Annotated in this window: 13 protein-coding genes; 5 read left to right on the top strand and 8 right to left on the bottom strand. The window is 66.8% G+C overall.

Going from position 1 to position 11,589, the window contains the following annotated elements; genetic code table 11:
• Nucleotides 1-24: 24 nt before the first annotated feature.
• Nucleotides 25-462 carry an acyl-CoA thioesterase gene (locus FBY28_RS01445; RefSeq protein ID WP_141863681.1) on the bottom strand — a complete coding sequence of 146 codons (438 nt, stop codon included), beginning with the start codon at nucleotides 460-462 and terminating at the stop codon, nucleotides 25-27.
• A 42-nt stretch (nucleotides 463-504) separates the two neighbouring features.
• Between FBY28_RS01445 and FBY28_RS01440 the strand changes: the two genes are divergently transcribed.
• On the top strand, nucleotides 505-1,488 hold the full coding sequence (locus FBY28_RS01440; protein WP_141863679.1) for a threonine ammonia-lyase: 984 nt from the start codon (nucleotides 505-507) through the stop codon (nucleotides 1,486-1,488).
• On the opposite strand, the gene FBY28_RS01435 is transcribed toward FBY28_RS01440, so the two are convergent.
• Nucleotides 1,456-1,677: a hypothetical protein gene (locus tag FBY28_RS01435; RefSeq protein ID WP_141863676.1), complete on the bottom strand. Its 222-nt coding sequence runs from the start codon at nucleotides 1,675-1,677 to the stop codon at nucleotides 1,456-1,458. The two genes, FBY28_RS01440 and FBY28_RS01435, sit on opposite strands and share 33 nt — an antisense overlap.
• Before the next feature lie 253 nt (nucleotides 1,678-1,930).
• Nucleotides 1,931-3,409: a peptide MFS transporter gene (locus FBY28_RS01430; protein WP_141863674.1), complete on the bottom strand. Its 1,479-nt coding sequence runs from the start codon at nucleotides 3,407-3,409 to the stop codon at nucleotides 1,931-1,933.
• Between the two features lie 208 nt (nucleotides 3,410-3,617).
• On the opposite strand from FBY28_RS01430, the gene FBY28_RS01425 reads away from it, so the two are divergent.
• Complete coding sequence (locus FBY28_RS01425) at nucleotides 3,618-4,952, top strand: DUF7159 family protein (RefSeq protein WP_524912004.1); 1,335 nt, start codon at nucleotides 3,618-3,620, stop codon at nucleotides 4,950-4,952.
• A gap of 139 nt (nucleotides 4,953-5,091) precedes the next feature.
• Complete coding sequence (locus FBY28_RS01420) at nucleotides 5,092-5,817, top strand: L,D-transpeptidase (protein WP_141863670.1); 726 nt, start codon at nucleotides 5,092-5,094, stop codon at nucleotides 5,815-5,817.
• A 10-nt stretch (nucleotides 5,818-5,827) separates the two neighbouring features.
• On the opposite strand, the gene FBY28_RS01415 is transcribed toward FBY28_RS01420, so the two are convergent.
• The 3 genes from FBY28_RS01415 to FBY28_RS25700 form a co-directional block, all read right to left on the bottom strand.
• Complete coding sequence (locus FBY28_RS01415; protein ID WP_141863668.1) at nucleotides 5,828-6,478, bottom strand: sterol desaturase family protein; 651 nt, start codon at nucleotides 6,476-6,478, stop codon at nucleotides 5,828-5,830.
• Complete coding sequence (locus tag FBY28_RS01410; RefSeq protein WP_141863665.1) at nucleotides 6,475-7,197, bottom strand: FadR/GntR family transcriptional regulator; 723 nt, start codon at nucleotides 7,195-7,197, stop codon at nucleotides 6,475-6,477. Before FBY28_RS01410 ends, FBY28_RS01415 begins: the two co-directional genes overlap by 4 nt.
• Before the next feature lie 314 nt (nucleotides 7,198-7,511).
• Entirely contained in the window at nucleotides 7,512-7,661 is a 150-nt protein-coding gene (locus FBY28_RS25700) for a hypothetical protein (RefSeq protein ID WP_160145450.1), read from the bottom strand.
• A gap of 52 nt (nucleotides 7,662-7,713) precedes the next feature.
• Between FBY28_RS25700 and FBY28_RS01405 the strand changes: the two genes are divergently transcribed.
• Nucleotides 7,714-9,117 (top strand): hypothetical protein, encoded by a 1,404-nt coding sequence (locus FBY28_RS01405; protein ID WP_141863663.1) that lies wholly within the window; start codon nucleotides 7,714-7,716, stop codon nucleotides 9,115-9,117.
• Nucleotides 9,118-9,251: 134 nt separating this feature from the next.
• On the opposite strand, the gene FBY28_RS01400 is transcribed toward FBY28_RS01405, so the two are convergent.
• Nucleotides 9,252-9,701 carry a hypothetical protein gene (locus FBY28_RS01400; RefSeq protein WP_141863661.1) on the bottom strand — a complete coding sequence of 150 codons (450 nt, stop codon included), beginning with the start codon at nucleotides 9,699-9,701 and terminating at the stop codon, nucleotides 9,252-9,254.
• A gap of 48 nt (nucleotides 9,702-9,749) precedes the next feature.
• The gene (locus FBY28_RS01395) at nucleotides 9,750-10,574 is read right to left on the bottom strand and encodes an SDR family NAD(P)-dependent oxidoreductase (RefSeq protein WP_141863659.1); all 825 of its coding nucleotides are present in this window, start codon (nucleotides 10,572-10,574) and stop codon (nucleotides 9,750-9,752) included.
• A 271-nt stretch (nucleotides 10,575-10,845) separates the two neighbouring features.
• On the opposite strand from FBY28_RS01395, the gene FBY28_RS01390 reads away from it, so the two are divergent.
• Nucleotides 10,846-11,589 (top strand): MlaE family ABC transporter permease, encoded by a 744-nt coding sequence (locus tag FBY28_RS01390; protein WP_286177624.1) that lies wholly within the window; start codon nucleotides 10,846-10,848, stop codon nucleotides 11,587-11,589.

Genomic DNA, 11,589 nt, shown 5'->3' with positions numbered 1-11,589 from the left:
TCGCGGCCAAGCGCTGCCCGACCGTCAGCCGGGGGCCGAGTCGCCGAAGATGCGGCGGAGTGCGTCGGGCACCGGCCGTTTCGCCCAATCGTCGGTGGATACCGTCACGTAGACGTTGCGGCCGCGCACCGCCGTCCGTTCGATGCCGTCGCCATCGGTGCGCAGCACGTCGAAGGTGACGGTGAAACTGGTGGAGCCCACCGACTCGCAGGCCACGACCACCCGGACGGTGTCGCGCCAGCGCACGGGCGCGCGGTAGTCGATCTCACTGCGCACCACCTGGAAGTCGACGCCGGCGGCGATCAGGTCGGGATAGCGCAGCGACCGATGGTCCAGATACGCGGTCCAGGCCTCGTCGAACCAGGTCAGGTAGTGGGCGTGGAACACCACCGACTGCTGGTCGACCTCGGCGTACCGGGGGACCACCGACAGCGCGAACCGTGCATCGTCGACCGGACTCACGGAGCACACCTTGCCCCATCACGCGCTCGTTACGATCAGGGGGTGGCTCCCACCCTGATCAGCATCGACGATATCCGGTCCGCCGCTCGACGCCTGGATGGTGCCGTGGTGCGCACTCCGCTGCTGGCGGCCGAGTGGGGTGATCCGCGGCGTCCCCTCTGGCTGAAGCCGGAGAGTCTGCAGGCGATCGGTGCGTTCAAGGTGCGCGGTGCGCTCAACGCGATCGGACGGCTCGACGCCGACGAGAAGCGCCGCGGCGTCGTCGCGTACTCCAGCGGTAACCATGCTCAGGCCGTCGCCTATGCCGCAGCACGTTTCGGACTGCGAGCACATATCGTCATGCCGGAGGAGACCCCACGTGTCAAGATCGAGCGGACCCGCGCGCACGGTGCCGAGGTGGTGCTGTGCGGTATGGGCCGGCGCGAGGCGGTGGCCGCCGAGCTCGTCGAACAGACCGGCGGATCGCTGATCCCACCGTTCGATCACCCGGATGTGATTGCCGGACAGGGCACCATCGGCCTGGAGATCGCCGAGGACTTCCCGGATATCGCCAATGTGGTGATTCCGGTCAGCGGCGGTGGATTGGCGTCGGGCATCGGAACGGCGATCCGCGCGCTGTGCCCGAATGCCCAGATCTTCGGTGTGGAGCCGGAGTTGGCCGCCGATACCGCGGCCGGCCTACGCCGGGGCACCCGGGTCGACATGCCGATCGAGGATCGCAATCGAACGATCGCCGACGGTCTGCGTTCGCAGCCCTCGGAGCTCACGTTCGCCCACCTCCAGCATGTGCTGAGCGATGTTCTCACCGTATCTGAAGACGAGATCCGCTCTGCGGTAGCCGAATTGGCGTTCAAGGCTCGGCTGGTGGCCGAGCCGAGCGGAGCCGTCGCGCTGGCCGCCTACCGGCGGCACATGATGCCGCCGGGTCCGACTGCGTTGATCGTCTCCGGTGGAAATATCGAGCCGGCGTTGCTGTCGGAGATCCTGACCTCGTCAGCCGCGATCGGGGAAGACCAGCGGGACTGACACTGCGCAACCCAGATGGGCGCAGTGCGACCAGGCATCCTGTTCGGCGGCGGCCTTCAGTAGGCGGCGCCGGCCCATCCAGCCGCACGAGCAGCCGGCGGTGGAGTTGCCGACACCGCGGTTGTACACGTAGGCCACCCCGCTTCCGGTCGATGCGGTGAGGCGGTCCTCCAACAGTAAGACGTTCATCTGATCCATCTCCTTCGTCGACCTGACCTCGGTGTCACGCAGACGTGCGAGTTTGTCGCAGTTCGAATTCTGCGCCGCTGGACCCCGGTTCGGCAGGATCGGCGAGTTACGAGTCGACGCTGATCCGGTCAAGCCGGGATAACGGACGACTGCCATCTACCCGCCGATCGGAGTTGCCAAACAAGCTGTCTGCCCACGTCGCATGAGTCAGAGATGTTGCTACAGCGTAAATTTGGGACCGCTGGGGCAGCTGTTAATGCACACCCTCCATCAGCCGGCTGATCCGTCCCGCCAGCCCCAGCACCACGGCACCGGCGGCGATCGCGACCACACCGAGGATCCCGAAGTATGCGAACTCGCTTGCGGGGTCGTAATACCCGGACAGCACTCCCGACATGGCGGTGCCCAATCCAACGGAGAAGAAATACAGCGCCATCATCTGCGCCCGGAACGCCTCGGGCGCGAGTTGGGTGGTGACGGCCAGACCGATCGGGGACAGCAGCAGCTCCGATACCGCGAACACCGCCATGATGCCCATCACCAGCAGTGCCGGGACAGCCTTGCCGGTGGTGCCGGCGAACGGCAGGAACAGCAGGAACGCCGCGCCCATTCCGATGACACCGTAGGCGAACTTCTGTGGGGTGGTCGGCGCGCGGTTGCCCAGCCGAGTCCACATGATCGCGAAAAGCGGTGACAGCAGGATGATCCACACCGGCTCGATCGACCCGATCCAGCTCGACGGGGCGGTCCACCCGAAGATCGACCAGTTCATCCGTTCGTCGGAGTACACCGCCAGCACGGTGAAGATCTGTTGGAACAGCGACCAGAACACCGCGTTGGCGATGAACAGCGGAATGAATGCCCGCACCCTGGTGCGTTCCTGGCCGCTGACCTTCGGGCTGCGCAACAGCACCGCGAAGTAGGCGATGGAGGCCACGACAATCACGCCGGTGGTCACCTGAGACAGGATGGCCAGCGTCACCAGGCCGGTCCAGAACGCGATCACCACGATGACCAGCACCCCGACACCGGCGGCAACTGCGGGCAGGACCCCGCTGCGCGGTAGCGGGTTGGGGACCTCGCGGCCATGGGTGCCGAGGTTGCGCCGGAACACGACGTACTGGGTGAGCCCGATGGCCATGCCGATGGCGGCCGCGCCGAATCCGTAGTGGAAGCCCACCCGGGTCTGGAGCAGACCGGTCAGCAACGGGCCGATGAAGGCGCCGAGGTTGATGCCCAGGTAGAACAGCGTGAACCCGCCGTCGGCACGGGCATCACCCTTGTCGTACAGCGTGCCGAGCAGGGAGGAGGCGTTTGCCTTCAGCGCGCCGGATCCGAGCGCCACCAGCACCAGGCCGACCGCCACCCCGGTGATACCCGGGAGCAGGGCCAGGGCGATGTGCCCGGCCATCACCACGACGCCGCCGTAGAACACCGTGCGTTCCATGCCCAGGACCCGATCGGCCAGCCATCCGCCGAGCACCGTCGACAGATAGACCAGGCCGCCGTAGGCCCCGACGATGCCTGTCGCGGTGGCCTTGGCCATCTCCAGGCCACCGTCGGTCACCGAGTAGTAGAGGTAGTACCCCAGGATCGTGAGCATCCCGTAGAACGAGAATCGTTCCCACAGTTCCACGCCGAACAGGTTGGTCAGGCCGATCGGGTGGCCGAAGATCGTGCGAGTTGCTTGTGCGTCGCCGCTGCCGGTTGCCGTATGTTGCGCCCCAGTCATGGGACACCACCCTGCCACGCCCTGCGACCACGTGTCGCATTGTGGCGATGTCACTTTCTCGTCGTGCCTGTGATGACGACTCGGCGAACATGTCCGCGGCTTTGACGTAGGTAGACCGTCTCATTGGCAAATTCTGGGCTGCCGGCGATGACGCGCTGACTGGGCTCTGGGCCACCCTCCCGGGTAAGGTCGGCCGGATAACGGGGCGGTGACCGAATCGTCTCGACCCGGTCGCGTGCCTGCGACCGGGTGGTCCGAAGGGGTTCATGTGGACGCGGTGCTCGGTTTGTCGATGACGCCTACGTCGCTCGGCGTGGTCGTCGTCGACGGTGACGGGGCCCCGGAGGGCGCGGCCGCCCGGGATTCCTTCGAGGTCCGCGTCGATGGCTCGGACGCCCGTTCGGCAACCGAACAGGCGACCGCGGCGGTCGGTGCCATTGCCGCTGCACGGGGGCAGCGCCTCAAGTCGATCGGTGTCACCTGGAGCGAGAACGCCGACGCCGAGGCGACCGCACTGATGGACTCGTTGAATCGGTCGGGTTTCGGCAATGTCGTCCCGATCCGGCTGCCGGAAGCCACCGAGGCGCTCGCCCGAGGAATGGCCGATGTCATCGGATACCGGACCAGTGCGGTGTGTGTCATCGAACCGGACACCGCCATCGCCCTGATCGTCCACACCGACGACGGTGCGATACATACGGCCATCAATCACGGCATCGACAGCGACGAGAGCCTGATCGGCTGGCTGAGCACCGTCTTCACTCGCGCCGACTGGCAGCCGGAGGCACTGGTCGTCGTCGGTTCTGCCGGTGGCTTCGACACCGTCCTGCCGCAGCTGGAAGAGGCGCTCTCGGTACCGGTGTTCGCTCCCGCGGAGGCGCCCCTGGCGTTGGCTCGCGGTGCCGCGCTGGCCTCCACACACAGCTCAGGTCTGCCGTTCAGCCTGGAGTTGCCTGCAGCCACCGCGGCGGGTCGGCATGCCGCCCCGCCGGCCGGCAACAACTCGACGCGCCTCATCGCCGGAGCGCTGGTTGCCGGCGTACTCACATTCGTTGTTTCGGCATCGGTGGCGGTGGCGGTGCAACTGTCACCGGCGCGGGAGACCGCTGCCCCCGAGCCCGCCGCCGTGGTGGTCCAGGATGCGCCCGCCGCGCGTGTCGCTCCGCGCCCGGCCCCGCCCGCGGCGCCGCTCGCCGAGCCGGCCGCGGGGGAGCGGTCCTCACTTTCCGACGCGCTGGCACCCCCGGTCGAGTTCGCGCCGCTGCCGCAGGCACCCGTCGAGCCGGTGCTTCCCGAAGCGCCCGCGCCCGAGGTGAGCGCCGGCTACGACCCCGCGCCGGTCGAGGCGGCGATACCCGATCCGGCGCTGGCGCCCGCGCCGCCGGCCGTGTTGCCGCCGCCGGTCCCGCCGGTCGCGACGCCGCCCCAGGTGTTCGAGCAACCCAAGAAACCGTTCCTGCAGCGGATCAGGGATCGGCTGCGCCTCGGCGGTCCCGACCAGGGTCCTCCCGGCCAGATCATCGTCAGTCCGCCGCAAGGCTAGGCCTTTGGGGTGCCGCGCAGATCTGCGGCTGGCTAACATTTACCGGACTCGGTGCGACAAGCAGATGAGCGGTCAGGTCGGGTCCGGAGTGTCCGGAGTTCATGGGAGGTTCGGCACGTTGCGAAAAGCTATTCGATACATGGTGGTCATCGTCGGTGTCACCGCGCTGTCACTGGGCGCATCCACAACCACGGGCGTGGCCGCGGTGAGCGTGCCGGTGTCGGCCGTGGCCGTGTCGCCCGCGGCCGGTGCGGTGGTCGGTGTCGCCTATCCGGTCACCGTGTCCTTCGGCGCGCCGGTTCTCGACCGCGATGCCGCCGAACGGGGCATCACCTTCTCCGCACCGACGGTGCCCGGCGGTGAGTTCGAGTGGCTCGACGATGCCACGGTGCGGTTCACCCCCACCGAGTACTGGCCCGCGCATTCCACCATCACCGTCGAGGCAGTCGGTATGAAATCGAGCTTCCAGACCGGCGCCCTGGTGCGCGGTGTCGCCGATATCGACGCGCACACCTTCACCGTCAGCATCGACGGCGAGGTCGCCCGGGAGATGCCCGCATCGATGGGCAAGCCCGGACACGCCACTCCCATCGGTCAATTCACCGCACTGGAGAAGCAGAGCGTGGTGGTCATGGATTCGCGCACGATCGGCATCCCGCTCGATGATCCCGAGGGTTACAAGCTGACGGTGTATGACGCGGTGCGCGTCACCTGGGGCGGGGTTTACGTGCACGGTGCGCCGTGGTCGGTGGGCTCGCAGGGCTATGCCAACGTCAGCCACGGTTGCATCAACCTCAGCCCGGACAATGCTGACTGGTACTACAACAATGTGAGCATCGGCGACCCGATTGTGGTGCAGGCCTGAGTTTTCGCCCTCAGCAAGCGTCGGCGTGCAGGTTGCGCGCGGTGGGTGAGGTGTCGATGACCGCCGGATCCGGGTAGGTTCGCAGCACGCGGTCGGCGGTCCCGCTGCTGGTCACGGTGAACCAGTAGTGCTCGTTCTTGAAATGATGCCGGCGGTGGTTGCGCCAGATCGCGCGGTATACGGCGGTTTTCGGCTTGTAGTCGGTATGGATCAGATAGTGGCACCATTCGTAGCCCAACCCGAGTGCGGTGATGATCGTCAGGAACGTCAGACCGCGGCCCAGGCTCGGGAAGACCAGCGTCGCGATCGCGACGGCCAGCGGCAACACCCAGAGCAATGACCGCCAGGGGATGAACACCAATGGCAGGTCACGTGGTTCGACGTGGTGTTCGCGGTGCTTGCGCGACAGCAGGGGATCCATGCGGATGCCGGCGATCCGGCGTGGACGCCAGTGCAGGATCAGCACGTGGATCAGCCATTCGGCGAACGGAAACGCCGCGAGCATCACGGCGGGTACCAACGCGTCGGTGAGTTGCCAGTCGCCGGTAAGGACGCGGGCAGCGGCGGCACCGACGAGCGTCGCGCCCAGCATCCACGGGGTGGGGTGGCGTCGGAATTCCCGTGCCGCATCGCGCAACGTCATGCCGCCGCGGCTGTTCATCGGGCCTCCTCGAGTTCGGTCAACGCGGCGGACAGCGCCGTGGTGGCGGGTTCCAGCAGCGCGCGGGCCGCGGCAGCGGCCCTGTCGGCATCGCCGGCGATGACGGCGTCCGCGATGGCCTGATACGCCTCCGGCCGACCGACCTCGGCGGCCATCATCGCGGCCAGTGCGGGAAGCGCGGGCTCGTAGGCGGCCCGCAGTGTGTTGTACATCAGCCGGAATGCGATCGAATTGGCATGGTCGACAAGGTGATCCCAGAAGCCGAGTGCATGGCGCTGCAGTTTCACCGGATCGGTTTCGGTGTGCAACGCCGCGACGGCGGCCTCGAGCAGGCCGGGGAGTTCGGCGCCGTGGCGCCGTGCGGCCAGTTCGGCGACTTTCGGCCCGTTGTGCAGACGGGTTTCCAGGATGGAACGCACCACTGCGGTGTCGAGTTCGCCGGCCCGCAGCAGCAGCCGGGGAAGCAGATCAAGTCCGGCATGCCTGCGGAAATCGCGCACCGTGGTGGTGTCGCCCTGACGGATCTCGACCAGGCCGATCGAGCTCAGCCTTTTGAGCGCTTCGCGCACGGCGGGTCGGGATACGCCGAGTACCTCGGCCAGTCGGCGCTCGCTGGGCAGGTGGTCGCCGGGTTGCATCGCGCCGCTGAGCACCTCGTCGACGATCTGCTCGACGACGTCATCGGGGACCGAGCGGCGAGGTACGGGTTGCAGGGCCATGCGTGAACAATGGCAGCAGAGCGGTAAGAGGTCAAGTGGTCAGACCAATTTGGTGTAACGGCAGTTGTCGTGATGTCGGCCCGGGCCGCATCGCCCGATGAGCGGGATGACATTGCCCGATCCGCGCTCTCACAGCCGATTGTGTGGGGGGTCACAGTTACGTCTCAGGAGGGCGACACTCATATGCACCCCAGGAGCGCGGCCCATGCCGCGAGATACCGCACCACGGAACGGCTCGCCGGTACCGCGGCCCGACACGTGGCCTTCGGCGGTCTGGCACTATCTGCTTGGCTCGTCGCCGCCGTCGCCACCGGTCACGGGGTCGCCATCGCCGATGATTCGTCTTCAGGTTCCGCCGGTACGTCGGCGAGCTCGTCCTCTTCTTCGGGGTCCTCCACCTCGACCTCGTCATCGTCGAACGAACCGAAGTCCGCCACCGAGCGCTCGACGGGGTCGGCCTTCACCGCGTCTCGCTCGGCCTCCGACGACGACAGTCGCGATACCTCGGATTCGGCCGTGGAGAGCGCCGACTCGGCCCTCGAACCGTCGGTTTCCTCGGAGCCCGCCGTCCTCACCGACGAGGACGCTGCCGACGAGGATGCCGTTGCTGAGGATGCTGCCGAAGAGGACACCTCGTCGGTGGAGCTCGGCACCCCGGATGTCACGGAGACGCCGTGGGAGGTGGTAGGGGCAGAGACTCCGCCGGAATCGGAGAGCCCCGAGCGACCCGCTGCTCCTGCCGACACGGACACCGCCGCAGCGGCGCAGGCACAACCCGCCACCGACCGGGACCACGACAACACCTCGAATTCGGCTGTCGAACAGAAGCAACCGGAGGACGGGGTGGTGCAGCCGGTGCCGACGGTGTCGGTCGACCAACTCTCGGCACGCACCACCGCCCGCTCGGACTCGGCCGGTCAGGTGAGCGGCCCGGCGACCTTCGCACCGGCGACCATGTCCATGTCGGCTTCGGCTGCGGCAGCCACCGTCACGGCGCCGAACCCGGTCGCGATCATCACCGACGTGGTGCACCGGTTCTTCGATGCGCTCTTCGGCCCGTTGCAGGAACTGATGTCCTCCGCGCCGGCCGGACAGAATCCGTTGGCCTGGGCACTGCTGGCCTTCGTGCGCAGGACATTCTTCAACCAGGCCCCCGAAATCACCGCGGTGAACATCGGATCTCAGCAGGCCGACGGCGTCATCACCGGCACCATCGACGCGATCGATCCCGACGAGATGGGCAAGACAGTCAAGATCGGAGCCAATGTCTTCGCCTACCCGGCGCGGCCACGAACCCCCGAACCCGACTGCGGTTGCGCGGTGGTGGACGGCGTGGCCGGACTGCCGTTCATGAACGACGCATACCTGGGCACCGAGCCGGGCAGCAACTGGCATGCCCCGGACGCTGTGGACATCACGTGCGTCTACATCGGGTCAAACGGTGCCGTCACCTACACCGGCAAGGAAATCGGTGAGGTCACCATCGACGGACTCGGAACGGGCCACGTCACCTTGCTTTTCGATGGTGTGTTGTTGTCCGCGACGCAGGAACGATCGGTTGCTCAACTTCAGCCGCATCTCGGTACCGGCGATCTCAAGGGTGTGCGCGGCACGGTCATCAGTGAAAGCACCCTCGACGCAACGGGTGCCGCCACCGGGGTACTGAGCGGTGAGGTGGTCCGGCCCGAGCTGCGCTACAAGCTCGTCACGCAGGCGGCGCACGGCACCGTCGTCATCGACGAAGTCACCGGCCAGTTCACCTACACGCCGGACCCCGCCTTCGCCGCCGCGGGAGGAGACGACTCGTTCGAGGTGGTCGTGACCGACGGCAGGTTCAACCTGCTCAACCTCTTCAAGCCGCACAACGGCGATCCGGTGCGCACCATCAGCCTCAGCGTGGCCGGCACCACCGCTGTGTGAGATGAGCCGAAAGCCATGCCGGCGTGGATCCGAGGATCCGCGCCGGCATGGCATTTTCGGCGACGACGAGTCGGCGGGGCCGCCCGAAAGGCCTGGAGCGAAAGACTGACAGCGAAAGGCCTGGAGCGAAAGGCTTAGAGCCGCACCAGCGAAAAGGGATAGGTCAGAGCGCCGGGCGCGCCGTCGCAGCCCGCCGCGAATGACGATGTCAGATTGCCTCGCAGCGTCGAGGCGTCCCACGTGTAGACATCGCGGGTCGCGACGACGGGTCCGTAGTAGACGTTTCCGCATCGCAGACCGTCAGGGACATCAACGGTCAACGTGTAGCGCCCGTCCGCGAGGTGAGCCTGACCGGAGTATTCGAAGGCCTTCGCCGTCGGCATCGGCATGGCGCCGATACTGCGGCAGTCGTCGGCGGCCGGGATGCAGTGCATCACCGACCATGCCCAGGTATGGAAGTCGTACCGATCCGGTATCACCAGTTGATAATTGGCGAAGAACGGATCCGCTTGAGCGGCCGGTGCACCCGTCACGGTGCCCAGAGCCAGTGCGGAGAATGCGTATGCCAGCGGTGCCAGCTTCATGGCTGATCCCTTTCCCGGAAGGCGCGGTCAGATGGGCTCCTCGCCCGATCACATATGGGAGCCGCCATCGACCCGGATCTCGGTGCCGGTGATGAAGTAGGCGTCATCGCTGCCCAGCATCGCCACGACACCTGCCACGGAGTCGGGCCCGGCGAAGATCGCGCCATTGCCCAGCGGGAGCATCGGGGCCACCTTTGCGAACAGGGCGAAGTCCGCATCGGCGGGCAGCCCGGGACCGATGCTCTGGCGGGCAACCCCGGTGCCGTCGGTCATGCCGGACGAGATCGAGCCGGGCTGAACACAATTGAAGCGGATACCGGCCTTGGCGAATTCCATGGCCCAGGCGTGCGTCATCGACAGCACACCGCCCTTGGACGCGGCGTATGCGGCCATGTACGGATGCGCGAAGTGCGCCGAGGTCGAGCTGAAGTTCACCACAGCCGGACCGTTGCCCGCGCCGAGCGCACCGATCGCCTCGCGGGTGACCAGGAATGTACCGACCAGGTTGACCCTGAGCACCAGCTCGAAATCGGCGAGCGTGGTTTGCGCCAGGTGGGCGGAGCGCAGAATGCCCGCCGCATTGACCAACGTGTCCAGGCCGCCCAGGATCGAGAGCGCTTCGGCGAGGCCGGCCCGGACCGAGGGCTCGCTACCGATATCCATCACGATCGTCGACAGCCGACCTCCCACATCACCGGCCTTGGTGACGGTGTCGGACAGCCCGTCCGGGCTGATGTCCGCCGCGACGACGGTGCCGCCCTCTGCCAGAATCCGCAGCACGCAGGCTTGGCCGATACCCGAACCGCCCCCGGTGATCAGTACGCGACGTCCGACATAACGCGCACTTTCGGAGGGCTCAACGGAAACTGACACAGCTCGACTCCTGTCATGAAGACACTCACACGGACCGACGACACGCTACGTTCTCGCGCCCGTGAGAGCTGTCGTGTGATGGTTCCCGGTGGATGGGAGGTGGTGTGTCGAAGATCATGTCCTGCTGTCAACGTTCATGGGTCACGTGCCGACAGGCCGGTCGTGAGGTTCGGCAGCAGCAGGCGCGGAGGTTCTTCGGTACATGGTGAGCAGCCCCCAGGACCGTTGGTCCGCCGGGATCACAATCTTCAGGACGGGTGGCCCCGGGCCGATGCGTGCCATCGGAGGCTTGCTGGCGATGTCCGCCGATGCGGTCAAATTCCTTTTCCAGCGGCCATTTCAGGGTCGGGAATTCCTGGAGCAGTCGTGGTTCGTCGCGCGGGTGTCGCTGATGCCGACCATTTTGGTCGCGGTGCCGTTCACCGTGCTGGTCAGCTTCACGCTCAACATTCTGCTCCGTGAACTCGGTGCGGCCGATCTCTCCGGTGCCGGGGCGGCATTCGGTGCGGTCACCCAGGTCGGCCCGATGGTGACGGTGCTGATCGTGGCGGGTGCCGGTGCCACCGCCATGTGTGCGGACCTGGGTTCGCGTACCGTCCGCGAGGAGATCGATGCCATGGAGGTGCTGGGTATCAACCCGGTGCAGCGGTTGGTGACGCCCCGCATGCTCGCCTCCGGACTGGTCGCACTGCTGCTCAACAGCCTGGTGGTCATCATCGGCATCATCGGTGGCTATGTGTTCTCCATCTTCATCCAGGGCGTCAACCCCGGTGCGTTCGCCGCAGGCATCACCCTGCTGACCGGTGTGCCCGAGGTGATCATCTCGTGCGTCAAGGCCGGCCTGTTCGGTCTGATCGCGGGACTGGTTGCCTGCTACCGGGGTCTGATGATCAGCGGCGGCGGTGCGAAGGCGGTCGGCAACGCCGTCAACGAGACGGTGGTCTACGCGTTCATGGCACTGTTCGTGGTCAACGTCGTGGTGACTGCCATCGGCATCCAGATGACGGCGGATTAG

Origin of the sequence: Arthrobacter sp. SLBN-53 (genome assembly GCF_006715585.1) — a bacterium.
GTDB lineage: Bacteria > Actinomycetota > Actinomycetes > Mycobacteriales > Mycobacteriaceae > Mycobacterium > Mycobacterium neoaurum_A.
The sequence above is the reverse complement of the archived record's forward strand: the minus strand, read 5'-3'. Positions and strand labels throughout refer to the sequence as shown.